Below are 25,328 nucleotides of genomic sequence, written 5' to 3' on the forward strand. Positions count from 1 at the left end.
GCCAAGGGTTTCTCTCGGGCGAAGAGCGCCTCGATCCGTCGGGTTTCGGCCACCAGCTGCTCCTCCGGCCCCGGCGGCGGCGTGGCCACCGTGCGGGGAGTGGGCTCAGGGCCAATGCCGAAGCCTGCGATGCTCGATCGGGCGCGGCTGGCGATGGTGCCCAGATCCCCGGCCTCAGGCCTGCCAGGGTATCCGCGGCATGGAGCCGGTATCCGTCGCCTTCCCCACTGTGTGGAACGGTTGCATCGGGCGATCTCACCAGCGGGGCGGTTCAGGCTTGGTCCATCCCGCTTCCGTTCTCAATGGCGCCGATCCCGTCTCCCACGACCACTGCCGAAGCGTGGCTGAGTTCGTTCGCGGCTGCTTTGGCGGGTGGCGACCCCCAGGCCGTGGTGGCGCTGTTTGGCCCGGAATGCTTCTGGCGCGATCTGGTGGCGTTCACCTGGAACCTCCGCACCGAGGAGGGGCCCGAGGCCATCGCGGCCATGCTGGCGGCCCGCCTGGCGGATGTGGCGCCCCATGGCTTCCAGCTCAGGGGCGAGGCCAGCGAGGCCGGCGGCCGGGTGGAGGCCTGGTTCGGTTTCGAAACGCGGGTGGGGCGCTGCAGCGGCCACTTGCGCCTGCGCGATGGCCGCGCCTGGACCCTTTTCACCGCCCTCGATGAACTGAAGGGCCACGAGGAGCGGGTGCGCGAGCGGCGGCCGGCCGGCGCCCAGCACGGCGTCCATCCCGGGCGGCAGTCGTGGGCTGAGCGCCGCGAGGGGGAGCGGCAGGCCCTGGGAGTGACGGAGCAACCGGATGTGGTGATCGTGGGCGGCGGCCAGGCCGGCCTGAGCCTCGCCGCCCGTCTCCGTCACCTGGAGGTGTCGGCCCTGGTGCTGGAGAAGCAGCCCCGCCCGGGTGACCACTGGCGACGCCGTTACAAGAGCCTCTGTCTGCACGATCCCGTTCACTACTGCCATTTCCCCTATCTCCCTTTCCCCGAGGGCTGGCCCCTCTACACCCCCAAGGATCAGCTGGCCGACTGGATGGAGGCTTACGTGAGCGTGATGGGGCTGAACGTCTGGGGTGGTTCGCCGGTCCGCAGTGCCCGCTTCGATCCGGCTGAAGGTCGCTGGCAGGTGAGCACCGAGCGCGATGGCCAGCCGGTGGTGCTTCGCCCCCGCCACTTGGTGTTCGCTATGGGTGTGTCGGGCTATCCGCTGATGCCGTCGCTGCCGGGGGCGGAGAGCTTCGCCGGTGAGCAGCACCACTCCAGTGCCCACCCCGGCCCCGATGCCTATCGCGGTAAGCGCTGCGTGGTGGTGGGCTCCAACAACTCCGCCCACGACATCGCCGCCGGCCTCTGGGAAGCGGGGGCCGCGGAGGTGACGATGCTGCAGCGCAGCTCGACGCTGATCGCGCCGGTGCCGGCGCTGGAGAAGCTGGCGTTCGCCGGTTCCTATTCGGAGCAGGCGCTGGAGCGGGGCATCACCCCTGAGCAGTCGGACATGACGATCGCCTCGATTCCCTACAAGCTGCTGCCCCAGTGGCAGAAGCCGATCTACGACGCGATGCGCGTCGAATACGCCGATCTCTATGCGCGCCTGGAGAAAGCAGGCTTCCTGCTCGATTTCGGCGCCGACGACTCGGGCGTATTCATGAAGTTCCTGCGGCGGGGCTCGGGCTATTACCTCGATGTGGGCGCCTCGGAACTGGTGGCCGATGGCCGGATCAAGCTGCGCAGCGGCGTGCAGATTGAGCGGCTCACGCCCCACACGGTGGTGCTCAGCGACGGCAGCGCACTGCAGGCCGATCTGGTGGTGTACGCCACCGGCTACGGCTCGATGAACCGCTTCCTGGCGGATCTGATCTCCCCCGAGGTGGCCGACACGGTGGGCAAGGTGTGGGGGATGGGCTCAGACACCCCCAAGGATCCGGGCCCCTGGGAGGGGGAGCTGCGCAACATGTGGAAGCCCACCCAGGTGGACAACCTCTGGATCCACGGCGGCAACCTGCACCAGTGCCGCCACTACTCCCTGTATCTGGCCCTGCAGCTCAAGGCGCGCCTGGCCGGCCTCGACACGCCGGTGTACGGCCTGGCCCCCAGCTTCCATACGGCCTGACGAGAGCATCCCGGAGGCATGGCCCCCGCAGCGGCGGCGTAACCTGCGTCCCGAGGCTGCCGGGTCCCGGAACAGTTGGCCTTGCGGCTCTTTGCCTGGAAGCAGGTTCGATGATCCAGCCATCATGCCCGCTCGGCTTCTACGCCGCGCTTCTGCCCGTTGCCGCCCTGGTCGTCAGCGGCGCTCCGGCCCACAGCCAGCAGGTTCCCGTCGTGGCTCCAAGTCACGAACAGCTAGCCCCGGCGACGGGAGCTCCGACCGCCCAGATAGGGGTGGCGGTCAGGCGCCTCGGCGGCCAGCCGCTCGATCACGACTTCCCTGCCCTGCAGGGGCGGGAGCTACGCCTGCGGGAACTGACCATTGCCCCGGGAGGCAGCATCACCCTGCACCGCCATGACCAGCGCCCCGGGGTCGCCTACATCCTCGAGGGCCAGATGACGGAATGGCGTGGTCCTGGGTTTACCCCCAGGGTGATCGGCCCTGGAGAGGCGGTCTTCGAAGCCACCGGCGTCAGCCACTGGTGGCGCAATCAGGGCACCACCCCAGCCCGGGCTCTGGTGGTCGACATCGTTCCGGTCTCCACACCCTGAGTCAACAGGAGCACCAACCGGTGAATGCCAGGAGCATGGCGCTGATGGATGGTGCTGGATCTCCGCGGCTTCCTGTGATCGACGCTTCTGCGCCCTTGCGGGTCGGACTGCTCGGTGTCGGCCGCTTCGGCCAGCTCCACGCGGCGGTGTTGGCTGCTCTCCCAGAGGTGCAACTGGCGGCCATCGCCGATACCAACGTCGAACGGCGGTGCGAAGTGGCCGATCGGCATCGGGTGCCCAGGCGCTACAGCGCAGCCGAAGAGCTCCTCGCTGATCCGGATCTGGATGCCTTCGTGATCGTCACCCCCGATGAACAGCACAGCAGCCAGGGCCTTCAGGCCGTGGCCACTGGCCGGCCGGTGTTCATCGAAAAACCCCTGGCGGCCTCCTGGCAGGAGGCCGAGCAGCTGCGGCAGGCAGCGACTGCTTCCGGCAGCCTGCTGCAGACCGGCCTGATCCTGCGCTACGAGCTGCAGCATGCCCTGCTGCAGGAGCAGCTGGCGACGGGGGGCTTCGGTGAGCTGGTGTCGCTGCGGGCGAAGCGCAACTGCAGCGCCGCCTGGTTTGAGAGTGTGGCCGATCGGGCCCACACCGTGTTTGAAACCTTGATCCACGACATCGACCTGCTGCTCTGGTTCAGCGGCAGCCAGGCCAGCCGCGTGATGGCGATGGAGCGGCGCTTCGGGAGCCACCTTTCCCCTGAGGGCTGCTTCGCGCTGATCCAGTTCGCCAGCGGCTGCGTGGGGATTGTGGAAACCAGCTGGTTCGTGCCTGCCCAGGCCCCGGCCAACGTGATCACGGAGACGTGGCAGGGCACGATCGATGCCGAGCTGGCCGTGGTGGGAACGCGCCGCACCGCTCAGCTGCGCCTGCTGGATGGTCCCCTGCAGATCTGGGGCGAGCAGCGGCAGCACTGCCCCGACGGGCTGCTCTGGCCCCAGCGGCAGGGCCGGGTGCTGGGCGCCCTGCGGGAGGAACTGCGCGATTTCGTGACCGCAGCCCGCTCGGGCATCCCCTCGGCCACCGCTTCCCTGAGCCAGGCAATCGAGGGTCTGCGCATCGCCGAGGCGATCGTGGAGTCGGTACGCACCGGCCAGACGGTCACCCTGATGCCGCGCTGAGCGTCCGGAAGCCGGGGGCCTCAGCCAAGGGCCAGCACGGCTTGATGGGCGCGCTCCAGGTCGGCCGCGGCCTGAGGGTCAAGGACCTGCAGCAGCTCAAGCCCGGTTTGCCGATCCGTCCGGGGGCGGATGCCCGTGGCGCAGAGAGTGTCCTTGAACCACACGTTGCGCTCGATCTCACTGCCCGGCAGCACGAAGGCTTCAGGGATGTTCACGACGTTCCTCAGGCATTCGGGATCCCAGTCGCGGCTGCGAAAAGCCTGAATCCAGGGGATCGTCCGCGCCAGCGCGCTGAGCGTGGCATCCGGCTGCTCCAGCAGCGCGTCGAAATCCACCAGATTGGTGGAAGCGGGCAGCCGTTCGCGGGCAAGCCGCAGGTAGCGCTCCGTGTTGGCGTAGCTGATCTGGATGATGTCCAGGCCGTGCGCCCAGATCCGCTGGCCCGCCTGCTGGAGATCGTCCGCAGCGATGCTGTCGCCGGGCGCCTTGCCCACAAAGGCGAGCAGGCGCTGCCGATCGATCCGGTCGCCGCTGCTGCTGAAGCCGGCGGTTGCCCAGCGCTCCAGATCCTCCAGCGCGGGCCCCGGATCAGCGGCCTCGGGCCCTGCGGGCAGCAGCCTCCTCACCACCGCGGCGATCTCCCGGTTGGTGATGGTGCCGGCCGCGCTCAGAAAGTGAACGGTGCGGCGCAGCAGAAACGAGTGGAAACAGTCGCTGGGCCGCCTTGTGGTGAACAGCAGGCTGCCGCCGCTCTCCTGCACCAGCGTCAGCAGACGCAGAAACTCAGCCTCGTTGCGGTTGTAGGTGTGCTCCTTGACCGTGAGGATCAGGGGCGGTTGCTCGGTGGCTGGGATCCGGTGGCCGCCATCCCCTCCATCCAGGCTCTGCAGCAGAGCTTCCACATCGGCCAGCAGCCTCGTATCGAAGCCGGGGTCGTAGCGGCCCTCGGCGTCATGGATCCTGGGCTGGCACAGGCGCTGGGCCAGTTCGCGCTGCCGTTCGATCCAGCCGACCTCACAGCCGCCGGTGCGCATCTGCTGCCGCAGGCGCCACTGCAGCCAGGCCAGCTGGGCTGTGATCAGCAACAGCCGCTCCATATCCACGTCGCGGCGCGGATTATCCGCCTGGTCGTGACGACAGCCGGGCAGCACCCCGAGATTGCCGGGCTCATTCACCAGGCCGATCGCCTGGTGTCCTTCGGCCAAGTGGGCGCAGCCCAGGGCGATCAGCAGCATCGTGCCCCCCTGGCGGGGGTTGGAGGCCACCACGTTCAGCTGAATCCGCCGGTGGCGCAGGAAGGCCCTGAGCCGGGCGTGCAGTTCGGTCATTGACCCAGGCTCCAGGCTCGTCGCCAGGAACCCTAGAAATCAGTGAGTGCCTTCGGACCGCCGTCACGGCCAGGCCGTCACGCTGATGCCGCCCTGAGTCGTTCTGCCGATCCGCTTGACGGCAGCTGCCGGCTGCACCAGGTTCAACGGACCAGAGGGCTGATCACCATGACCTGTGCGCGCATCGTTACGCCCTCGCAACGGCCAGCGCCCAACCGGGTTGCAGGATTTGACATCCAGGCCCTGATTTCGGGAGACGAGGCCCAGGCGTTCGAGGCCTTTTACACCAGCGGCAACAATGGCACCGGACCGGCACCCCATTGCCATCCCTGGGATGAAACGTTCTTCGTCATCAGGGGGCCGGTGGTGTTCGGCCTGGGGCATCAGGAGCAGCCGATCGAAGCAGGCACGCTTCTGCATGTGCCGGGGGGTGAGCGGCACTGGTGGCGCTTCGAGGTGGAAGGAGAATTCCTTTCGTTCACCTCTGGCAGGCAGGCTGCGGCCATGTACCGGGACCTGGCGACCTTGCGAGCCGATGCCCCCAAGTCGGAGTATCGGGCCGTGGCCATTCGCCACGGCCAGCAGGCACGGCCTACCTGAGCATTCGTGAACGCCAAACCGCCCCCCTAGGTGCAGCGGCTGGGCAGCCACCACGAGGAGCTGCTTCTCGCCTGGCACCGGGAGCTGGTGCAGCGTGGCGTGCGCGACTATCCGCTCAGCGAGGCACGCCATGACCTGCAGCTGGCGGCGCTGCACAGCATCACCGCCGGCCTGGCGATGCATGGCTTCTCCTTGAACCCGGAGATGCTGATCCGGGCGGCGCTGCTCATGGACGATGCGATCCAGCGTCATGCCGCCTACGCCCTGGAGATCGAGGCCTGGCAAGCCCTGCCGGATCCCGCCGGTTTCCGCCTCGAGGGTTGAGGCGCAGACTTTTCCCGAACCACTGCCTATCCCCGGGAGTGTCCATGGCTTTTGATGCCGATCCGAGTCCTGCTGGCGTGCTCCGGATTCCGGTGTGCACCGCCCCCGGCACCTTTGAGGTGTGGATGCGGCGCAGCGGCACCAGTCCCACCATCAAGCTGTTGCTGCTCGATGGCGGACCGGGCTGCACCTGTGAGACTTTCGAGGTGTTCGACAGTGTTCTGCCTCAGGCGGGCATTGAGCTCCATTGCTACGACCAGCTGGGTTCGCATCACAGCACCCACCTCAACCATCCCGATCTCTGAAAGAGCGAGCGCTTCGTTGATGAGGTGTGGAGCAGGTGCGCCAGGCCCTTGCCCTCGATGCAAGCAACTTCCTCCTGCTCAGCCACTCCTGGGTCGGCATCCTGGCCATCGAACATAAGCAGCAGCACCAGCAGCCGCTCGAGGGGTTAATCATCTCCGACATGGTCTGGGGCATGCCGGGGGCCAACCGCTACGCGGAGAGCGTTACCTCAACTTAGGTCGCTTACCAGACCTCGGGTTCGGTCGACCCACTGCTGCGATTCTGACCGATCAAGGACGGTCGATCAGGCCATGAAATGACCCAGCGGTGAGAAACCCTGTGAGAAGGTTTCGCCAATGGCGGGCATCCCATGTCATCCGCAGTCAAGATCTGGCATGCTGCCAGCCAATACCAAGCAAGATGATCGTCGGCGGGTCAGCAAATCTCAGGCCTGGACCAGAAGCGGGTGACCGGACTCGAACCGGCGACGTTCAGCTTGGGAAGCTGACATTCTACCACTGAATTACACCCGCACGAGTAAATCCTAGCAAGCCGTGCATCGATTGGCTCTGGGCGCCCGGCTTGCTGTTGCAGCCTCAGGGCTTGGCGGGGCTGCAGTTCACCTCGGCGGTAAGTTGCTTGTGGGCGGCAAGCAGGGGCTGGGCCTTGCCTTTCAGCTGGCCGGCGGCTTCCTCCAGGGTGAGCTTCTTGCTGTTGGCCACCGTGGCCACATCTTTCTTGAAGGTCTTCACCTGCTTGCGGAAGTCCTGCAGGCGGAGTTCCTGGAGCTTCTTCTCTTCGTCAGCCAGGGCCTTGAGGGAGCCGCCGAGTTCCTTGTTGGCTGCTTCGGCCTCGCCGACGGTCGACTGGGGGGTGAGGGCCGCCGTCTTCTCAAGGGCCGCACCGACCGCTGCCAGCTGGGTGCAGATCTCCCCTTCGGTCTTCTGCTCCATCTTGGCTGTGTCCTGCTTCTGGCAGGCGGCCAGAGCCAGGCTGAGAACGGCCCCAAGGGCCAGCATTGTGCGACGCATCGCGAACACGCATGGCCCTCAACGGTAGGTGGACCCCTCCCGGGGACCCACCGCCCTGATGCACCCCGTCAGCCGGCCAGGGCCGCCGCCGTGGCCGCCATCCCTGCCCCAGGGGTGCCCTTGTGCAGCCCCAGGCCCTGCAGGGTCGCCTCGATGGCCGCCACGGCCGTGAGCACGTCGCGATCACACACGAAGCCGAGGTGGCCGATGCGGAACACTTTGCCCTTGAGGTGGTCCTGGCCGCCGGCCAGCAGGATGTCGAAACGCTCCTTCACGGCCTTGCGCAGCACCTCGGCGTCGACCCCCTCCGGAGCCACGGCGGTGATGGCGGGGCTGCCATGGCCGGCGGCGGCATAGAGCGGCAGGCCCATGGCCGTCATGCCGGCCTGGGCGGCGGCGCGGTGGCGGGCATGGCGGGCGAAGATGGCCTCCAGGCCCTCTGCCTGCATCATCTCGAGGGCTGCCTCGAGGGCGAAGTAGAGATTCACCGGCGGGGTGAAGGGATTGCTGTCGGCATGGGCCGCTTTGCGGTACTTGCCCAGATCCAGGTAGAACTTCGGCAGATCGGAGCGCTCGTAGGCCGTCCAGGCGCGATCGCTCATGCCCACGAAGGCCAGGCCCGGAGGCATCATGTAGCCCTTCTGGGAACCGGAGCCCACCACGTCCAGGCCCCAGGCGTCCATGGGCACATCGCAGGCGCCCAGGCTGGTGACGCAGTCGGCGATGGTGAGGGCGGTGCCGTGGGCACGCACGTGGCCGGCGATGGTCTGCAGGTCGTTGATCACCCCGGTGGAGGTTTCGGAGTGGGTGAGGATCACGGCCCGGATCTCCTTGGCGGTGTCGGCCTCCAGGGCGGCACGGAACGCCTCCGGATCCAGGGGCTGGCCCCACTCGGCCTTGATCACCTGCACCTCAAGGCCAAAGGCCCTGGACAACTTCACCCAGCGTTCGCCGAACTTGCCGTTGTCGCCGCAGAGCACCTTGTCGCCCCGGCTGAGCACGTTGATGATGCCGGCCTCCATGGCGGCGGTGCCGCTGCCGCTCATCACCAGCACGTCGCCGCTGGTCTGATGGAGCCACTTCAGCTGCTCGGTGGTGCGCTTGACGATCTTCTGGAAGTCGGCGCTGCGATGCCCGATCGGATGGCGACTCATCGCCAGCAGGACGGTTTCCGGCACCGGGGTGGGGCCGGGGATCATCAGAGTGAGCTTGTCCTGCATGGGGCTGGGGCGAAACGCGGCGCGACGCGACAGCGGCGCAATCAATCACTGTAAAAAAACGTTCTCCCAGGGCCATGCTCCCCTCGGCCGCCGGCTTCACCGCCACTGGCTTCACCGCTACTGGCTTCACAGCTCCCAGACCAGCTGACGCCGATGCAGCCGGCCCTGCAGGCACCGCCACGGGTTACACGCTGCCGGTGTGGCTTGCTGCCGCCGCCAGGGCAGCTCTGGTGGCCCTGAGGGAGGAGACGTTCTGCCCTCATCAGCCGCTTCTGCTCGAGGAACCCGATCAGGTCGCCGTGGCCACGGCAATTCCCGTGGAGTCGGCAGCCCTGCTGGCCGATGGCTGGGCCCTGGGCATCAGCCGCTGCGACCCCGGCGAGGAGGTGCTGGATCTCACCCGTGGTCTGGCCGTCTGGGCCCTGCTGCGCTGGTGGGAGCCAGGGTCTGTCGCCTCTGCTGATCCGAGCGCAACGGCCCCCGACCCCCACTGGTTGCGGCTGGAGGCGGGTGAGGGGGCCGGGGTGGAACAGGTCAGTGGCCGCCTCTGTCTGTCGGCCTATGCCCAGGGCCTGCTCGAGCGCACCCTGCGGCCCCTGGTGCCCGAGGGGCAGGGGCTGTGGCTGAAGGTGGTGCTGCCGGAGGGCCGGCGCCTGGCCGAGCGCACCAGCAACGCCGCCTTCGGGGTGGTGGACGGTCTCGCCTTGATCGGCACCCAGGCCCAGGTGCAGCGCAGTGCCGCCCCCGATCGGCTCGAGCAGGCCCTGGCCGAACTGGCGGAGCGCCTGGCAGCGCCTGATTGCGGCGGCGATCTCGTGCTGGTGATCGGCGAGAACGGACTGGATCTGGCCGTCCGGCTGGGTCTTCCCGCGGCCCAGGTGATCAAGGCCGGCAACTGGCTCGGCCCCCTGCTGGTGGCTGCGGCAGAGGGGGGTGCGCAGCGGCTGCTGCTGTTCGGCTACCAGGGCAAGCTGATCAAACTGGCCGGCGGCATCTTCCACACCCACCACCACCTGGCCGATGGACGCGCTGAGGTGCTCACGGCCCTGGCGGCCCTGGAGGGGCTGCCAGGGCCTCAGTTGGAGGCACTCCACGCCGCGCCCACCGTGGAGGCGGCCCTGGTCGAGCTGATGGCGGTGGATCCAGGCGTGGCCGGCCGGCTGCGGCGGCGGATCGCCGCCACGGTGGAGCAGCGCAGCTGCGCCTACCTGGCCCGTTACGGCCACCACTCCATGGCCGTGGGGGCCGTGCTGTTCGATCGGGGGCGGCAGATCGTGGCGGCGGGGCCAGTGGGTGCGATGCACTGGGCGCGGGCTGGAGCAACGCCGTTGGCGCCGGAACGGGTGGGTGCCCACGGCGGCGACACCTAGGCTGGCCCGAATGCTCAAACGGCCGCAGGCCCCGATGTCCGAGTCCTCCCAGTCGTCCCGCTATCCGGCGATCGTGATCCTCGATTTCGGCTCCCAGTATTCGGAGCTGATCGCCCGCCGGATCCGGGAGACGGAGGTGTTCTCCCTCGTGCTCGGCTATGCCACCAGCGCCGAGGAGCTGCGCGCCATGGCTCCGAAGGGCATCATCCTCAGCGGTGGCCCCAGTTCGGTCTACGAAGAGGGGGCGCCGGTGTGCGACCCCGCCATCTGGGATCTCGGCATTCCGGTGCTGGGCGTCTGCTACGGCATGCAGTTGATGGTGCAGCAGCTCGGTGGCGCCGTCGTGGCGGCTGGCCGGGCCGAATACGGCAAGGCGCCGCTGCAGGTGGACGATCCCACCGACCTGCTCACCAACGTGGACCAGGGCTCCACCATGTGGATGAGCCATGGCGATTCGGTGGAGCGCCTCCCCGCAGGCTTCGTGCGCCTGGCCCATACCGACAACACGCCGGAAGCGGCGATCGCCAATCACCAACGGCACCTGTACGGCGTGCAGTTCCATCCCGAGGTGGTGCATTCCACCTGCGGCATGGCGATGATCCGCAACTTCGTGTATCACATCTGCGGCTGCGAGCCCGACTGGACCACCGCCGCCTTCATCGACGAAGCCATCGCCGATGTCCGCGCCCAGGTTGGCGACAAGCGGGTGCTGCTGGCCCTCTCGGGCGGGGTTGATTCCTCCACCCTGGCGTTTCTGCTGCACCGGGCGATCGGTGATCAGCTCACCTGCATGTTCATCGACCAGGGCTTCATGCGCAAGGGCGAGCCTGAGTTCCTGGTGGAGTTCTTCGATCGGCAGTTCCACATCAATGTCGAATACATCAATGCCCGCGAACGCTTCATCAACAAGCTGGCCGGCATCACCGATCCGGAGCAGAAACGCAAGATCATCGGTGCTGAATTCATCCGGGTCTTCGAAGAGGAAAGCAAGCGCCTCGGCCCCTTTGACTACCTCGCCCAGGGCACTCTTTACCCCGACGTGATCGAAAGTGCCGGCACCAACGTCGACCCCAAGACCGGCGAACGGGTCGCCGTGAAGATCAAGAGCCACCACAACGTCGGTGGCCTGCCCAAGGATCTGCAGTTCAAGCTGGTGGAGCCCCTGCGCCGGCTGTTCAAGGATGAAGTGCGCAAGGTGGGTCGCAGCCTCGGCCTGCCTGAAGAGATCGTGCGCCGTCACCCCTTCCCTGGACCTGGCCTGGCGATCCGCATCCTCGGCGAGGTGACCGCCGAGAAGCTGAACATCCTCCGCGATGCGGATCTCGTCGTGCGGGAGGAAGTCAGCAATGCCGGCCTCTACCACGACATCTGGCAGGCGTTCGCGGTGCTGTTGCCGGTGCGCAGTGTCGGCGTGATGGGCGATAAGCGCACCTATGCCTTCCCGGTGGTCGTGCGCTGCGTCTCCTCGGAAGATGGCATGACCGCCGACTGGTCGCGCCTGCCCTACGACCTGCTCGAAACCATCTCCAACCGCATCGTCAACGAAGTCAAGGGAGTCAACCGGGTGGTGCTCGACATCACCAGCAAGCCCCCCGGCACGATCGAATGGGAATAGGGGTGACTGGTCGCCGCGGGGGAGCTCCGATAGCATCGGGCCCCGGCTGATTTCCCTTGACCGTCACCAGCTCCGGTGTGACCGCTGCAGGCGCCGCTGCCGAGCCGGATTCCCAGACCCAGCGGCGGCTGCAGCAGGACAGCATCCTGCTGGCCGGCAAGGTGGTCTACCTCAACCCTTTCCTGTACTGGCGCCGATTCGACGCCAACACCGACCGCTGGCTGCGGCAGCCCGGCCAGCTTCCCGAGGAGCAGATCCGGGTCAACCGCAGCCGCTTCTATCCCGAGCTCGACTGGGACCTGCTCGATCCGGCCGAGGTCAGGATCAAGGAAGGGGCGGTGGAGATGTTTCTCAAGACCATGGAGTTGATCACCACGTTCAACCCCGAGCTCGGCTCCGGCCACCTGCTCGAGGTCGAGCGCAAGATGGCCGTCACCAAGAAGCGCAGTTTCGAGCGCTGGGTCGAGAAGGCCCTGCGTCGCCGCGAGCAGGCCGAGCAGAAGGAGCGTCGCCGTTTCGATCGCGAACGCTTCTGGCGGGGCTGGAGTGAATGGATTGTGCTGGATACCACGCGTCAGGCCTTGGTGCCCCTGATGGCCTTGCTCGTGCTGGCCGTGGGTGCCGGCTGGTGGTGGGGCAGTCAGCAGAGCTGCCGGCAGGTGGTCGTGACTCCAGGCGTGCAACGGCCCACGCCCTGAGCTGATGCCCCCATAGCGGAAGCTTGCGGGGCAGACTGTGGCATGTGCCCTCTGTCCGCACCCGCAATGGCTGCCGATCCCTTCGACGCGCTGCGGCTGACCCTGATGCAGGACGTGCTGCCGGTTGGCCTGGCCGTGGTGGAGCGGGCCCGCAAGGGCGGTCCGGCTGAGGTGATGGCCGCCTTCAACGACACCAATGACCCGCTTGGCCAGCTGCGCGAAGAGGGGGAGCCGGTGGCCAGCCAGGTGCGTGAGGGTCTCGACCGCGTCCAGCCTGGCCTCGGCAATCCGGTGATGAAGGTGGAGGTGCGGGATGTGCCGACCGAGCCATCGGCGGCCACGGCGGTGGATGATGCAGCTCTGGCCCGCACCCTGGAGCGGATCTCCGGGCGATTGCGGCTGCTGGAGCAGAGGATTGACGACTCGGCCTCCTGATCGATGGCGATGGGTCCGGCTTCAGTACGCCATTCCGGCATGGGCCAGCAGCCCCTCTGGCTGCTGCTGCTCGTGCTGGCCTGCTGCAGCGCCATGGGGGCCCGGCTGGCGTGGCTGCAGCTGCTCCACGGCCCCGAATTCCGCGAGATGGCTGATGAAAACCGCATCCGCCTGATGCCCCGCAGCCCGATGCGGGGTCGGTTGCTGGATCGCCATGGCCGCGTCCTGGCCACCAACCGCCTCACCTACAACCTCTACATCCAGCCACGGGAGGTGGACGATGACCGGTGGCCGGCGCTGCGCGATCAGCTGGTGCAGGTGATGGGTGTTGGCGCCGCTGAGCTCGATGAGAATCGGCGCAGTGGCGCCAACCCGGAGGGCTACCGCATCGAGCTGGCCGGTCCGCTCACCCCCCAGCAGGTGCTGCGCTTCCGCGAACAGGCTGACCGGCTGCGCGGCGCCGAGGTGGACGTTGACGTGCTGCGCAGTTATCCCAATGGCAGCCTGGCGGCCCATGTGCTGGGTTACACCAGCGGCATCACCGGCGAGGAATACGACCGGCTGCGCAGCGAGGGATACCGCATCCGCGACCGCATCGGCCGCAGCGGTGTCGAGAAGGTGTATGAGTCGCACCTTCGCGGCGAATGGGGTGGCCAGCAGCTGGAGGTGAACGCCGCCGGTCAGGTGCAGCGCGTGCTCGGAGACAAGCCCGCCAAGGCAGGCAAGGACTTGCGCCTCACCCTGGATCTCGACCTCCAACGCGCCGCCGAACGGGCCCTGGACGGCGTGCGCAAGGGGGCGATCGTGGCGATGGATCCTCAGACCGGCGCCATCCGTGCCCTGGCCAGCCGGCCCACCTTTGATCCCAACGTGTTTTCGGATGGGCCCACCACGGCCCAGTGGAATGCGCTCAACCGTCCGGAGGCGCCACTGCTGAACCGGGCCTTCCAGGGATTTCCCCCGGCCAGCACCTTCAAGACCGTCACCACGATCGCCGGGATCGAATCGGGTAAGTACACCGCGGCCTCCAAGGTGCCCACGATGAACTCGTTCTGCTACTACGGGCAGTGTTACGCCGACCATGGCGCCTTCGGGGCGATCGGGTTTCCCTTTGCCCTGGCAGTGAGCAGTAACAGTTTTTACTACCAGGTGGGCCTCAAGGTGGGACCCGATGAGCTGTTCAAGGCGGCCCGCCGCATGGGCTTCGGCAGTCTCAGCGGCGTGGAATTAATCGAAGAAGATACCCCGGGCCTGCTGGGGGACCAGGCCTGGAAGAAGGAGGTGCTGGGCGAACCCTGGACCCCCGTGGACACGATCACCTCCGCGATTGGCCAGGGGGCGGTGACGGTGACGCCGATCCAGATGGCACGGCTCTATGCGGCGGTGGCCAATGGCGGCTGGCTGGTGACGCCCCACCTGGTGGAGCGCTCCACACCACGCACCTGGATCGGCCTGCGGCCCGACACCCTGCGGGTGCTGCGGCAGGGGCTGCGCGATGTGGTGACCAGTGGCACCGCCACGCTCCTCAATGACCCTTCCCTGCCTCCGGTGGCCGGGAAGACCGGCACCGGTGAAGATCCCCCCCGTCCTGACCATGCCTGGTTCGGTGGCTATGCCCCCGCCGACAAGCCCACCTTGGTGATCATTGCCTTTGGACAGAACAGCGGTGGTTATGGCGGAACTGTGGCGGCTCCGATGGTGAAGGCGCTGATGACCACCTGGTTCAAGGGTTCGGCTCCCCAGCCAACCGGCCGCAAGAGCTGAGTCTCACCAGAACTCCTGAAACTCAGGCCACCAGCTGCAGCTGCGGATGTCCGAGCACCTGGCGGTAGTACGCCCGCAGCTGGGCAGTGGCACCGGCCCATCCCCAGCGCTCCGCCTCCTGGCGAGCGTTGCGGCGCAGCTGTTCCAGTCGGCTTGCATCGCCGAGAAGGCGTTGCACCGCGGCGGTGAGGCTGGCGGCTCCCCCGTCGGCGCCCTCCGGTTCATAGAGGCAGCCATTCTCACCGTCGGTCACGATGTCGGGAATGCCGCCGCGGTTGGCGCCCACCACCGGACAGCCGGCGGCCATGGCCTCAAGCAGCACCAGTCCCAGGGTTTCGGTGCTCGAGGGGAACAGGAAGGCATCGCCGCTGGCATAGGCAGAGGCCAGCTCTTCCCCAGCCAGGTAGCCGACGAAACTGGTGGGGGTGCCGGCAAAGATCCGCTCCAGCTGGCTGCGGTAGGGGCCATCCCCCACCAGCGCCAGGCGTGCGTCGGGCAGAGCCTCCAGCACCGGCTTGATGCGCTCGATCTGTTTCTCGGCCGAGAGGCGGCCGATGTAGAGCAGAAGCTGGCCAGTATCGCTTCGGCCATCCAGCAGCCGGAGCCGCATCGCCGGGCTGCGCAGCGCGGGACGGAACAGGTCCGTATCCACACCCCGCTGCCACAGGGCGGTGGACTGGATCCCCTTCTCGCTCAGTTCCTCCACCATGGCCGAGGAGGTGCAGAGATTGAGACGGGCCTGGTTGTGGGCCGCCTTGAGCAGCTCCCAGAGCAAGGGCTCGAGCATGCCCATGCCGTAGTGCTCGAGGTATTTGGGCAGATGGGTGTGGTAGCTCGCCACCAGGGGGATATCCCGGGTCTTGGCGAGCCAGATGCCGCCCAGCCCCAGCACGGCTGGGTTCACCACATGCACCAGATCGGGCGCAAAGCTCTCCAGGGCCTCCGACACGGCTGGCCGCGGCAGGGCCAGCTTCAGCTCCGGGTAAAGCGGCAACGGCATCGCCGGCACCCCCACCACCTGGGCTCCCCTGTAGGACTCCGGTGCTCCCTCCGGACAGAAGATCACCACCTGGTCGCCGGCCGCGACCAGGTGCTCGACGGTCTTGGTGAGGCGGGTGACAATCCCGTCCACCTTGGGCAGGAAGGTTTCGGTGAAGAAGGCGATCTTCAAGGGATCAGGCAACCGGCACGCTGTGGATGGCCTCAGCCTGCTTGTGGGTCCAGGCGGACACGCAGGGAATGCGGCTGCGATCGCAGCGATCCGCCCAGCGGCGCGCCACATCCACCACTTCCGCCAGCAGGCCATCGTCGAGGGTGGTGGGCTTGAGGCCCAGTTCGATGAAGCAGCGGTTGTCGACGATCAGGTCGTTCTCCACCGCCTCATTGCGGGGATTGGGCAGGTAGTTGATCTCCGCCCCGGTGAGCGCTGACACTTTGCGAGCCAGCTCGCCCACCTGGTGGCTCTCGGTCATCTGGTTGAAGATCTTCACCTTCTCGCCCACCTGAGGGGGGTTCTCCAGGGCCAGCTGCACGCAGCGCACCGAGTCGCGGATGTGGATGAAGGCGCGGGTCTGGCCGCCGGTGCCGTGCACGGTGAGGGGGTAGCCGATCGCTGCCTGCATCAGGAAACGGTTCAGCACCGTGCCGTAGTCGCCGTCGTAATCGAAGCGGTTGGTGAGGCGCGGATCCTTTTCCGTGAGGGTCGTATTGGTTCCCCAGACGATGCCCTGGTGCAGATCGGTGATGCGGATCTGATCGTTTTTATTGTAGTAGAGAAAGAGCAGCTGATCCAGCGTCTTGGTCATGTGGTACACACTGCCGGGGCTGGCAGGGTGCAGGATCTTCTCGGTGAAGCGGCTGCCATCGGGCTGGGGCACCTCCACCGTGAGGTAACCCTCGGGGATGGTGGCACCGCGGTGGGATCCATAGCCGTACACGCCCATCGTGCCCAGGTGCACGATGTGGATGTCGAGGCCGCTCTCAACGATGGCGGCCAGCAGGTTGTGGGTGCCGTTGACGTTGTTGTCGACCGTGTAGCGCTTGGTAGCGCTGCTCTTCATCGAATAAGGAGCGGCGCGCTGCTCGGCGAAGTGCACCACCGCCGCCGGCCGCTCGTCACGCAGCAGATCCAGAAGCCGGGTGTACTCGTGGGCGATATCGAGGTGGACGAACCGCATCGCCTTGCCGCCCACCTGCTGCCAGGCCTTGAGGCGGTCGCCGATCGTCGCGATCGGCGTCAGCGACTCCACCTCGAGATCGATGTCGATCTTGCGGCGGCTGAGGTTGTCGATGATCACCACATCGTGGCCGGCGTCAGCCAGGTTCACCGCACAGGGCCAACCGCAGAAGCCGTCGCCACCGAGAACGAAAACCTTCACGCCAGACTCCTGCTGAACGAGCACGTGCTCCGGATGGCAAGCTACTACAGGCATCCGGCCCGGATCCCGACTCGCCGGTCCGTGGTGACGGATCAGCTGATGCCCACCGCGACTGCGACCAGCAACAGCACCAGAACGCTGCCACCCACGATCAGGGCCATGGAGCTGCGGCTGGTGCCCTCCCCCGCTTCCATCACCTCCATCCGCGGCTCCTTGGCGAAGGCGTTGAGTCGCCCACCGTCTTCTTCCGTGACCTGCATGACGCCCTCGAGTAGGTAAGAGCACTCACCCTATGGACCGCGACGGGAGGATCTTCGCTTCCTCTATGGAACTTCACGGCTCTTGACCCCGGGGCACCTGGAGTCGGTGCGAGTCGAGGCATCAGCTGCCCACCCGGCCCTGCAGTGGTGAGCTGGCCCTTGCGTCCGGCCGCACCGGCAGCCGGCCGGCGGCATGGGCAACCCGGCCAGCCTCACAGGCCATGGCCATGGCCCTCGCCATCGCCGCTGGATTCCCTGCCAGGGCGATGGCACTGTTGACCAGCAGGGCATCCGCCCCCATCTCCATGGCCTGGGCGGCTTCGCTGGGAACTCCGATGCCGGCATCCACCACCACCGGAACGCCGGAGTTCTCGATGATCAGGGCGATGTTGGCAGCGTTGCGGATGCCCTGGCCGGAACCGATCGGTGACCCGAGTGGCATCACCGTGGCGCAACCGGCCTCCTCCAGCCGCCTGGCCAGCAGAGGATCGGCATTGATGTAGGGGAGCACGGTGAAGCCCTCTCTGACCAGCTGCTCGGCGGCCTCCAGGGTGCCGATCGGGTCTGGCAGCAGATGTTTCGGGTCTGGAATCACCTCCAGCTTCACGAAATTGTTGTCTTCCTGGCCGGCCAGCTTGGCCAGTTCGCGGCCCAGACGGGCCACCCGCACCGCCTCGTCTGCGGTGGCGCAGCCGGCGGTGTTGGGCAGCATCCAGAGGCGTTGCCAGTCGATCGCCTGCATCAGCCCCTCATGGCCGGCAGCCACGCTCTGCACCCGGCGCACGGCGACGGTCACGATGTCGCAGGCGCTGGCTTCGAGGCTGGCCTGCATCACCGCCAGGCTGGGATATTTGCCGGTGCCGGTCATCAGGCGGCTGCGGAACGTGCGCCCGCCGATCACCAGGGCATCGGCCGGAGGGTTACTGGGCTCAGGCTGGGACACGGCCGGATCAAACAGGCGAGCTGGTCCATCGACCGTATCGCGAGGGGGTTCCCGCCTATAGCCTTGGACCACACGATCCACCCCATTCCATGCCGCTCGCCCTGTTGCTGGCCGCCATGCCTCTCACGGCGACGCCGGCCCCGCCCCGGAACGACTTCGTTCCCTTCACCACGCCCGCGCCCTATGGGTCCTCCCCGGTCCTGGGTGTGTTTGAGCCGGTGGAGACCTTTGATCCGATCGCCCGGGCCCTTGTGATGGCCCAGCAGATGCCGCGGGACTGGGTCGGGAGCTACCAGCCCTTCGGCGGTGCTCCGGTTTCCGTGGATCTGCGCCTGGCCTCCACCACCGCCATCGGCCAGATGGTCGACCTGCGTGGCCAGATCACCGTGGGCTCCGTCACCTGGCCTGTGCAGGGGAATCTCAATGCCAAGTCTGATCAGATTGATCTGTTGCTGCTCTGCAGCAAATGCGACGTTGCCGGCCTGGAGGCCGGTGGCGAGTTCCAGGGGCTGCAGGGTCTTCAGCTGAGTGGATGGAACGCCCCCCGCCTCACCGGCATGGGAGGTCGCTTAGAGCTGCAGCCTGCCGTGAACAACGTTTCCATGCCTGCAGCCCCTGCCGCCGTAAGGACGCCGATCCGCGGACTCTGGTGACTGACTGAAGTCGAGAGCGCAGGCCCAGGCTGCCCTGCTGATGGGGTGGCCGTGGCCTCGTCGACCCCTGGGCGAGTACTTCGGTGACTGGACTCTGTGGGCAGCGCCTGGATTCTGTGGCCGCAGACAGATGAGCAGTCCCGACGGCTGCACTGAGGGAGTGACAGCTTCAGGTTTCTGGATTGGGAACGCTGGTCTTGAGAGCTGATTGACTGCGCTCCAGTCGCTTCAACCGGCGCAGGGCCGTCTTGTTGGAGGGATCGAGAGTGAGGGCCTGCTTGTAGGCCTCGCAGGCTTCCTCGAGTTTCTGCTGCTTCTCGAGGGCAAAAGCGACATTGTTGAGTGCCACCGGATAATCCGGCTTGGCACGCAGAGCAGATTCGTAATGACGAATCGCGGATTTGTACTGTCCCTGAGCAGCCAGGCCGAAGCCGATCGCGTTGGCAATCAGAGCCCTGGCCTCACCGGGGGATTGTTCGCCATCCACCTGTTTGAGGGCCCGCTTCAGGGTGTCAACCGCCTGGCCATAGAGCCGTTTGCGCAGCTGCACGGAGCCAAGCTCGTACAGATTGGCAGCATCCTGTTCGACTCCCGCACCCTCAAGCCGGGCCAGGGTTGACTCATCCCGCCGGACCCGCAGGATCTGGCGGGTCACCACGACAGCGGCACCTCCGAGCAGCACCACCAGACCGAGCAGGTAAGCCTGAGGCAGAAGAAGATCCATCGGGCCGACCGCCGCCGTCAGGCCTTGACGGCGCTGGCGACGCTGGAGAAGCTGCTGGGATCGACCACAGCAAGCTGGGCCAGCATCTTGCGGTTGAGACGCACGTCTGCCTTCTTGAGACCACCCATCAAGCGGCTGTAGCTGAGGCCGTTGATGCGGGCGGCGGCGTTGATGCGGGCGATCCAGAGACGACGGAAATCACGCTTGCGGCGACGGCGATCCCGATAGGCGTTACAGAGGGCCTTCATCACCCGCTGGTTGGCGGTGCGGAACAACGAGCCGTTACCGCCGCGGAAACCCCGGGCCAGGCGAAGAATCTTATTGCGACGTTTGCGGGCTACGTTGCCCCTCTTGACGCGGGCCATGGGGAGGAATCGGGTTGAAAAGGATCAGGAATCAGGCGAGCCGAGCGCAGTTGGCTCAGGCGTAAGGCATCATGCGGGCCACGTTTTCGGCGTCGCGCTCATCCACCACGGCCATCGTGCCGAGATAACGCTTCCGCTTCGGGCTCTTGTGATCGAGCAGGTGGTTGTGGAAGGCGCGCCGGCGCATGAATTTGCCGCTGCCGGTGACCTTGAACCGCTTGGCGGCAGCTTTGCGGGTCTTGAGCTTCGGCATGTCTCGCGGCGCGGACGCAAACAAGCAAAGTACGACGCGAACCTCCCATTCGCCAAGCAACCCAACTCATCCATGGCTGCAGCCCCCCGTCTCCTTGCCTCTTCTTCACCGCCGTTGCGGGGTCTCGCGGTCAGTGCACTGGTGCCCCTGATGCTGGCTGGAGGGGGCTGCCGGGCCTCGCTTCCCACCGATCACGCCTCATCCGCATCAACCCCGGCAGCAGGTCCCACCATGGCGGTCCCGGCGGCTCCACCCCCGCCGGGGGCTGTGGCCATGGAGTCGGAACTGCACTGGCCCGTGCCACCGCCGCCAAAACCCGATCCACGGGATCCGCGTCTCTGGGTGGCCCTGGCCGCCCGGCTCGCCCCCGCAAGCCAGGCTGCTGGCCCGGTGCCACCGCCGCTGCGGCTGCGCAGCGCCCGCGGTGGCCTCATCCTCACCGATGCGGCCGGCCACAGAGTCCAGGGGGCCGATCTGCTGGTGCACTGGCGCTGGCAGCCCCTGGCCCAGCCCCGGATCTGGCGGCGCCAGGTGCTCGGGCCGTTCGCCAGTTTCGAGAGTGCCGAGCAGGCTGCTGACCAGTGGCGCCAGCTTGGTGTGGCAGCCGTGATCGCGCACCCGGGCGACTGGGAGGTGTGGGCACCCGCCTCCGCCCTGCCACCCCTGGGGTTGCAGCCCCGGCTGCAGGAACGCCGGCTGCCGGGTCGCTGGGTACCGGAGCTGCGGCCGGCCGACGGTGCACGGCCACTTCAGGAGCCGATCCGGATCGAGGCGCCTGGTGGGCTGCGCTGGCAGAACGGCGTGTACGGCGGTCCCTTCCGCCTGCAACCCGATGCCTACGGCAGCTGGTCACTGCTGGAGGAGGCGCCGCTCGAGCGTTATCTCGAGGGCGTGGTGCCCCATGAAATCGGAGCCGGTTCGCCGGCAGCAGCCCTGGCGGCCCAGGCCGTGCTGGCGCGCACCTGGGCGCTGCGCAACCAGCATCGCTATGGGGTGGATGGCTATCACCTCTGTGCTGACACCCAGTGCCAGGTCTACAGCGATCCACGCCAGGCCGGCGCGGCGGTTCGCCAGGCGATCGCCAGCACCCGCCACCAGGTGCTCAGTTACGCCGGCCGGCCGATTCATGCCGTCTATCACGCCACCAACGGTGGGGTAGCGGCAGGCTTCGAGGAAGGGTGGAGTGGAGAGCCTCTCCCGTATCTGCAGTCTTTCGTGGATGGACCAGCCGCGTTGCAGGCCTCACTGCCGCTGCCTCTTCAGCAGGAGGGCCTTGCCCTGCTGCTGCGCCAGGGAGGGGCCGCCTATGGAGCCAGCCATCCCGTCTTCCGCTGGCAGCGCCAGCTGACCGCCGCCCAGATCAGTGCGGCTCTGCGCGGAGTGGCCCCAAGGCTCGGTGAGCCGCGCAGTGTGCGGGTGCTGGAGCGGGGCCCCAGTGGCCGGGTGCTGGCCCTGGAGATTGTCGGCAGTGGCGACTCCACAGTGCTGCGGCTCGATGCGATCCGCCGCACCCTGCGCACCTTGCCCAGCACCCTGTTCGAGGTGCGGCCCGTGGCGGCGGGCCAGTGGCGTGTCGTGGGGGGCGGCTTCGGCCATGGCGCCGGCCTGTCCCAGGCCGGCGCCATTGATCTGGCGCGCCGTGGCTGGGGCCTGCAGCGGATCCTGCAGCATTACTACCCGGGCACGGCACTGGTGCCGCTGACGGGTCTTCAGTCCGAGGCTCCGCCTGTGATTCCGGAGCGTCACCCTTAAAGTCTGGCCACTCACGGGGTGTCCATGGCTGCCGGCGACAGCGCCACTGCCAGCGACAGTGCCAATGCCGGCGTTGGCATTGCCAGCACTGGCAGAGATCGCCGCGCCAAATCGGCACTGTTCCTGTTGGGCTGCACCTGGGCCGGGCTCGCACCCCACTGGCTGGCAGCTGAGCGCAGCCTTCTGCCTGCGCTCAGCCTGGCGGTGCTGCTGGGCGGTTACAGCCTGCGCACGGTGCTGCTCCAGGCTCTGCGTCAGGCTCGCCGCAGTGTGGACGCGTCTGCGGGGGACTTGCCAGCCATCGATCTGCCGGCAGTGGATCTTGTGGTGGCCGCCCGCGACGAGCAGGCCGTCATCGGTCGTCTGGTGGATCGGATCCGGCAGCTGCGCTATCCGGAGGGCCAGTTGCGGCTCTGGGTGATCGACGACGGCAGCGACGATGCCACTCCCGAGCTGCTACGGGAGCTGGAGCAGACCACGCCGCTGTTGCGGGTGCTGCGGCGCCCCCGCGATGCGGGTGGGGGCAAATCGGGCGCCCTCAACGAGGTGATGACCCAGCTGCGGGGCCGCTGGATGCTGGTGCTCGATGCCGATGCCGGCCTGCAGCCTGACCTGCTCGAGAGGGTCATTCCCGCCGCCGAGGCCGGTGGCTGGTCGGCGGTGCAGCTGCGCAAGGCGGTGGTGAATGGCCCTGTCAACCTGCTCACCCGCGCCCAGGCCATGGAGATGGCACTCGATGCGGTGATCCAGGAGGGGCGCCTGTCGGTGGGCGGTGTGCCCGAGCTGCGCGGCAACGGCCAGCTGTTGCTGCGCGAAGCCGTGCAGGCCTGCGGCGGCTTCAACGAGGCCACGGTGACCGACGACCTCGATCTCAGCTTCCGCTTGCTGCTGGCCAACCAGCCGATCGGCGTGTTCTGGGATCCGCCGGTGGAGGAGGAGGCGGTGCTCAGCCTCGCCGCCCTCTGGCGCCAGCGGCAGCGGTGGGCGGAAGGGGGCCTGCAACGCTTCTTCGACTACGGCCAGGGCCTGGTGTTCGGGCCGCTCCGTTTCAGCCAGAAACTTGATCTGACCTGCTTCTTCCTCCTGCAGTACATGCTGCCGGTGGTCTCGATCGCGGATCTGGCCGGCGCTCTGATCACCCGCACCCTGCCCACGATCTGGCCGCTCTCGATCGTGGCCCTCGGTCTCTCCGGCCTGGCGATCGTGAGCGGCTGCCGGCGTCCCAGCGAGGGGCCTGCCCTGCCGGCCATGGGTCCGCTGGCCATGGGTCTGGGCATCCTCTATCTGGTGCACTGGTTCGTGGTGATCCCCTGGGTGACCCTGCGCATGGCTGTGCTGCCGAAGCGCCTGGTCTGGGTCAAGACCCTGCACCTCGGCGATGACGCCAGTGTCGAAGAGGCCGTCAGCAGTTAGAGCACCTCCAGCGCGGCCTTGAACCCGACGCGAGCAACCTCGGAGCGCAGCTCAGGTTGTCAACTCAGAGGGGCTTGTCGCCAGACGTTCAACCGAGGGTTCCTCCCTCTCGAGGGGGGCGTCCAACTCCACCACTTCCCCCTGGAAGAAGTCGGCCAGTCGCCGTGCCTTCTCATCCAGTCGGCCAGCACCAGGATCAGTGTGGGGTGGCGTCGGAGTCGCTGCTTGTTGGGAGGGTGAGGTTGGCTGAGGCACCGGGCTGGCGGCCTGCGGCTGTGGATCAGGGGCCAGTGAGCCAGCTGGCTCTCGAACCGGCTGAGCCGCAGGCCTTACTTGCAGCGCCTCGGGACGAGGCGCTGCTGACACGCTGGCAGCGGATGGGCCCGGAACGGAGCGGCCGCTGGTGTGGAAGGACTGGGCCGGTGAAGGAGCGGCGGCCGCCGGGTTGGTTTCGGCGCCGGCCGCCGGACCCTGATCACTGCTTTCCAGCACCAGTTGGCGCGGACTGCCCACAACGGACGTGATCGCACGCTCCAGCAGCGGCAGGCGGCTCTGGACCATCGCGATCCAGGTGCTGGCCACCCGCACCACGGCTCGTTGCCCGTCGAGGCGCACCAGCTGGGCCTGCTGGGAGAGCAGCATGCGGGTCGACGGCAGTTCCAGCCCCGCCAGGATCTGTTGCCAGAGTTCCGGCAAGGCGGTCGTGGTGTCGATCGGCTGGGGTGGAGTGGCTGCTGCCGCGGGTGCCGGTGTCGGGCTGGCGACTGGCTGGTCCGTGGGGTGGGTCGGGCGCTCGGAGGTGGAGGCTGGTTTGGCTGATCCCGTGCGGCTCCCTGCGACTGTGCCCGTGCCCGTGCCCGCGCCCGTGCCCGTCGCGGTCGCCGTGGCCACGGCCGGCCTTGGGGGCACTGCGGCGGCGGTGATGGTGGGCTCCGCCAGCAGACCCAGCAGCAGCACTTCCAGCCACAGCCGCGGCTGCACGCTCTGGCGCAGTTGCTGTTCGCTGCCGCGCAGTTGCGCCTGCCACTGCAGCAGGCGGGCCTTGCCGATCTGCCGCGCCAGCTCTGGGAGCCGGGGCCGGAACTGGGGCGAGAAACTGGTGAGTTCGAGCCGTTCCGGCGCCACGCCGGCCAGCACCAGATCACGCAGCAGGCCGGCCAGTCCCTGCAGCACCGCCCCCGGTTCGCGGCCCCGTTCCAGCAACTGGCGGCTGGCATCGATCACCCCCAGCGGCTCCGATGTCGCCATGGCACCGGCCAGCTCCAGCAGCTCCTGTTCGGGCACGGCCCCCAGCAGCTCCCAGACCGCACCGGCCTCGATCGGTGGGGGCAGCAGGCTGAGCTGATCGAGCAGGCTTTCCGCATCCCGCAATCCCCCCTGAGCCCGCTGGCACACCACATGCAGCGCTTCGGGGGTGATGCCGATCGACTCCTGCTCGGCAATCCAGCGCAGGTGCTGCTCGAGGGCCTCCAGGGGGATGCGGCGGAAATCGAAGCGCTGGCAGCGGCTCAGGATCGTGGGCAGCACCCGCTGGGGGTCAGTGGTGGCGAGCACGAACACCACCCGTGGCGGCGGCTCCTCGAGGGTTTTGAGCAGGGCGTTGAAGGCTGCGGTGGAGAGCATGTGGCACTCGTCCACCACGTAGACCTTCCAGCGGGCCTGCACCGGGGCGAAGCGGGAGCGTTCGATCAGCTCGCGGATGTTGTCGACACCGGTGTTGGAGGCGGCGTCGATCTCGATCACATCCAGAGCATTGCCCGCGGCGATCGAGACGCACAGCTCGCAGACGCCGCAGGGCTCGGGTGTGGGCCCCGCATGGGCAATGCAGTTGAGCGAGCGGGCCAGGATGCGGGCGCTGGAGGTCTTGCCGGTGCCACGCGGTCCGCTGAACAGGTAGGCCGGCGCGATCCGCCCGGTGCGCAGGGCATTGCCCAGGGTGGCGGCGATCGCCTCCTGACCCACCAGCTGGTCGAAGCGCTGGGGCCGGTACTTGTGGTGCAGCGGCTGGTACGCCTGGCTCATGGCGGGTTCATGGATCGCTGCATCCCTGATCGCTGCATCACCGCTCGCTGCGTCGTGCCGTCCGGATGACGCGGCCGGA

General features: G+C 67.5%; 26 protein-coding genes and 1 tRNA gene. 15 read left to right on the forward strand and 12 right to left on the reverse strand.

Going from position 1 to position 25,328, the window contains the following annotated elements; all coding sequences use genetic code 11:
* The first annotated feature begins 302 nt into the window (after window positions 1-302).
* The 3 genes from H8F26_RS03375 to H8F26_RS03385 all read left to right on the forward strand — a co-directional run bounded on the left by H8F26_RS03375 (window position 303) and on the right by H8F26_RS03385 (window position 3,816).
* The gene (locus H8F26_RS03375) at window positions 303-2,105 is read left to right on the forward strand and encodes an NAD(P)/FAD-dependent oxidoreductase (protein WP_197157459.1); all 1,803 of its coding nucleotides are present in this window, start codon (window positions 303-305) and stop codon (window positions 2,103-2,105) included.
* 110 nt (window positions 2,106-2,215) lie between these two features.
* Window positions 2,216-2,695 carry a cupin domain-containing protein gene (locus H8F26_RS03380; RefSeq protein ID WP_197157461.1) on the forward strand — a complete coding sequence of 160 codons (480 nt, stop codon included), beginning with the start codon at window positions 2,216-2,218 and terminating at the stop codon, window positions 2,693-2,695.
* A gap of 20 nt (window positions 2,696-2,715) precedes the next feature.
* On the forward strand, window positions 2,716-3,816 hold the full coding sequence (locus H8F26_RS03385) for a Gfo/Idh/MocA family protein (RefSeq protein WP_197157463.1): 1,101 nt from the start codon (window positions 2,716-2,718) through the stop codon (window positions 3,814-3,816).
* Between the two features lie 20 nt (window positions 3,817-3,836).
* Here the strand turns inward: H8F26_RS03385 and H8F26_RS03390 are convergent, their stop codons facing one another.
* The gene (locus tag H8F26_RS03390) at window positions 3,837-5,144 is read right to left on the reverse strand and encodes a hypothetical protein (protein ID WP_197157465.1); all 1,308 of its coding nucleotides are present in this window, start codon (window positions 5,142-5,144) and stop codon (window positions 3,837-3,839) included.
* A 168-nt stretch (window positions 5,145-5,312) separates the two neighbouring features.
* Here H8F26_RS03390 and H8F26_RS03395 point away from each other — a divergent pair, with 168 nt between their 5' ends.
* The 4 genes from H8F26_RS03395 (at window position 5,313) to H8F26_RS03410 (ending at window position 6,591) form a co-directional block, all read left to right on the forward strand.
* On the forward strand, window positions 5,313-5,744 hold the full coding sequence (locus H8F26_RS03395; protein ID WP_197157467.1) for a cupin domain-containing protein: 432 nt from the start codon (window positions 5,313-5,315) through the stop codon (window positions 5,742-5,744).
* 30 nt (window positions 5,745-5,774) lie between these two features.
* The gene (locus tag H8F26_RS03400; protein ID WP_197157469.1) at window positions 5,775-6,068 is read left to right on the forward strand and encodes a hypothetical protein; all 294 of its coding nucleotides are present in this window, start codon (window positions 5,775-5,777) and stop codon (window positions 6,066-6,068) included.
* Between the two features lie 77 nt (window positions 6,069-6,145).
* Window positions 6,146-6,373, forward strand: coding sequence for a hypothetical protein (locus H8F26_RS03405; RefSeq protein WP_231605439.1), 228 nt, complete (start codon window positions 6,146-6,148; stop codon window positions 6,371-6,373).
* Window positions 6,374-6,408: 35 nt separating this feature from the next.
* On the forward strand, window positions 6,409-6,591 hold the full coding sequence (locus H8F26_RS03410) for a hypothetical protein (RefSeq protein WP_197157473.1): 183 nt from the start codon (window positions 6,409-6,411) through the stop codon (window positions 6,589-6,591).
* Window positions 6,592-6,814: 223 nt separating this feature from the next.
* On the opposite strand, the gene H8F26_RS03415 is transcribed toward H8F26_RS03410, so the two are convergent.
* The 3 genes from H8F26_RS03415 to H8F26_RS03425 all read right to left on the reverse strand — a co-directional run bounded on the left by H8F26_RS03415 (window position 6,815) and on the right by H8F26_RS03425 (window position 8,604).
* Window positions 6,815-6,886, reverse strand: a tRNA-Gly gene (locus H8F26_RS03415).
* Between the two features lie 63 nt (window positions 6,887-6,949).
* Window positions 6,950-7,384 (reverse strand): hypothetical protein, encoded by a 435-nt coding sequence (locus H8F26_RS03420; protein WP_197157475.1) that lies wholly within the window; start codon window positions 7,382-7,384, stop codon window positions 6,950-6,952.
* Between the two features lie 68 nt (window positions 7,385-7,452).
* Complete coding sequence (locus tag H8F26_RS03425; protein WP_197158947.1) at window positions 7,453-8,604, reverse strand: alanine--glyoxylate aminotransferase family protein; 1,152 nt, start codon at window positions 8,602-8,604, stop codon at window positions 7,453-7,455.
* A gap of 74 nt (window positions 8,605-8,678) precedes the next feature.
* Between H8F26_RS03425 and cbiD the strand changes: the two genes are divergently transcribed.
* From cbiD to mrdA, 5 genes are all read left to right on the forward strand, one after another.
* Window positions 8,679-9,974, forward strand: coding sequence for a cobalt-precorrin-5B (C(1))-methyltransferase CbiD (gene cbiD, locus H8F26_RS03430; RefSeq protein ID WP_197157477.1), 1,296 nt, complete (start codon window positions 8,679-8,681; stop codon window positions 9,972-9,974).
* A gap of 34 nt (window positions 9,975-10,008) precedes the next feature.
* Window positions 10,009-11,589, forward strand: coding sequence for a glutamine-hydrolyzing GMP synthase (gene guaA / locus H8F26_RS03435; RefSeq protein ID WP_197157479.1), 1,581 nt, complete (start codon window positions 10,009-10,011; stop codon window positions 11,587-11,589).
* 56 nt (window positions 11,590-11,645) lie between these two features.
* Entirely contained in the window at window positions 11,646-12,287 is a 642-nt protein-coding gene (locus H8F26_RS03440; protein WP_370594668.1) for a hypothetical protein, read from the forward strand.
* A gap of 66 nt (window positions 12,288-12,353) precedes the next feature.
* Window positions 12,354-12,722: a hypothetical protein gene (locus tag H8F26_RS03445; RefSeq protein WP_197157481.1), complete on the forward strand. Its 369-nt coding sequence runs from the start codon at window positions 12,354-12,356 to the stop codon at window positions 12,720-12,722.
* A 3-nt stretch (window positions 12,723-12,725) separates the two neighbouring features.
* A complete protein-coding gene (gene mrdA / locus H8F26_RS03450; RefSeq protein ID WP_197157483.1) occupies window positions 12,726-14,486 on the forward strand; it encodes a penicillin-binding protein 2 in 1,761 nt (586 codons plus the stop codon).
* 22 nt (window positions 14,487-14,508) lie between these two features.
* Here mrdA and H8F26_RS03455 read toward each other — a convergent pair whose 3' ends face one another.
* The 4 genes from H8F26_RS03455 to H8F26_RS03470 form a co-directional block, all read right to left on the reverse strand.
* A complete protein-coding gene (locus tag H8F26_RS03455) occupies window positions 14,509-15,657 on the reverse strand; it encodes a glycosyltransferase family 1 protein (RefSeq protein ID WP_197158949.1) in 1,149 nt (382 codons plus the stop codon).
* Window positions 15,658-15,661: 4 nt separating this feature from the next.
* Complete coding sequence (locus H8F26_RS03460) at window positions 15,662-16,864, reverse strand: NAD-dependent epimerase/dehydratase family protein (RefSeq protein ID WP_197157485.1); 1,203 nt, start codon at window positions 16,862-16,864, stop codon at window positions 15,662-15,664.
* 92 nt (window positions 16,865-16,956) lie between these two features.
* A complete protein-coding gene (gene psb34, locus H8F26_RS03465) occupies window positions 16,957-17,124 on the reverse strand; it encodes a photosystem II assembly protein Psb34 (protein WP_197157487.1) in 168 nt (55 codons plus the stop codon).
* A gap of 121 nt (window positions 17,125-17,245) precedes the next feature.
* Entirely contained in the window at window positions 17,246-17,992 is a 747-nt protein-coding gene (locus H8F26_RS03470) for a thiazole synthase (RefSeq protein ID WP_231598244.1), read from the reverse strand.
* Window positions 17,993-18,156: 164 nt separating this feature from the next.
* On the opposite strand from H8F26_RS03470, the gene H8F26_RS03475 reads away from it, so the two are divergent.
* Window positions 18,157-18,720 (forward strand): hypothetical protein, encoded by a 564-nt coding sequence (locus H8F26_RS03475; protein ID WP_197157488.1) that lies wholly within the window; start codon window positions 18,157-18,159, stop codon window positions 18,718-18,720.
* A gap of 169 nt (window positions 18,721-18,889) precedes the next feature.
* Here H8F26_RS03475 and H8F26_RS03480 read toward each other — a convergent pair whose 3' ends face one another.
* The 3 genes from H8F26_RS03480 to rpmI are packed head-to-tail and all read right to left on the reverse strand — an operon-like array spanning window position 18,890 to window position 20,062.
* The gene (locus H8F26_RS03480) at window positions 18,890-19,444 is read right to left on the reverse strand and encodes a tetratricopeptide repeat protein (RefSeq protein WP_197157490.1); all 555 of its coding nucleotides are present in this window, start codon (window positions 19,442-19,444) and stop codon (window positions 18,890-18,892) included.
* A gap of 17 nt (window positions 19,445-19,461) precedes the next feature.
* A complete protein-coding gene (gene rplT / locus H8F26_RS03485) occupies window positions 19,462-19,809 on the reverse strand; it encodes a 50S ribosomal protein L20 (RefSeq protein WP_197157492.1) in 348 nt (115 codons plus the stop codon).
* A gap of 55 nt (window positions 19,810-19,864) precedes the next feature.
* The gene (gene rpmI / locus H8F26_RS03490; RefSeq protein ID WP_197157494.1) at window positions 19,865-20,062 is read right to left on the reverse strand and encodes a 50S ribosomal protein L35; all 198 of its coding nucleotides are present in this window, start codon (window positions 20,060-20,062) and stop codon (window positions 19,865-19,867) included.
* Between the two features lie 231 nt (window positions 20,063-20,293).
* Between rpmI and H8F26_RS03495 the strand changes: the two genes are divergently transcribed.
* A complete protein-coding gene (locus tag H8F26_RS03495; protein WP_197157496.1) occupies window positions 20,294-21,814 on the forward strand; it encodes a SpoIID/LytB domain-containing protein in 1,521 nt (506 codons plus the stop codon).
* Between the two features lie 24 nt (window positions 21,815-21,838).
* Window positions 21,839-23,227 (forward strand): glycosyltransferase family 2 protein, encoded by a 1,389-nt coding sequence (locus H8F26_RS03500; protein WP_197157498.1) that lies wholly within the window; start codon window positions 21,839-21,841, stop codon window positions 23,225-23,227.
* A gap of 51 nt (window positions 23,228-23,278) precedes the next feature.
* On the opposite strand, the gene H8F26_RS03505 is transcribed toward H8F26_RS03500, so the two are convergent.
* Window positions 23,279-25,249: a DNA polymerase III subunit gamma/tau gene (locus tag H8F26_RS03505; RefSeq protein ID WP_197157500.1), complete on the reverse strand. Its 1,971-nt coding sequence runs from the start codon at window positions 25,247-25,249 to the stop codon at window positions 23,279-23,281.
* Window positions 25,250-25,328: the final 79 nt, after the last annotated feature.

Source organism: Synechococcus sp. CBW1006 (assembly GCF_015840525.1).
GTDB lineage: Bacteria > Cyanobacteriota > Cyanobacteriia > PCC-6307 > Cyanobiaceae > CBW1002.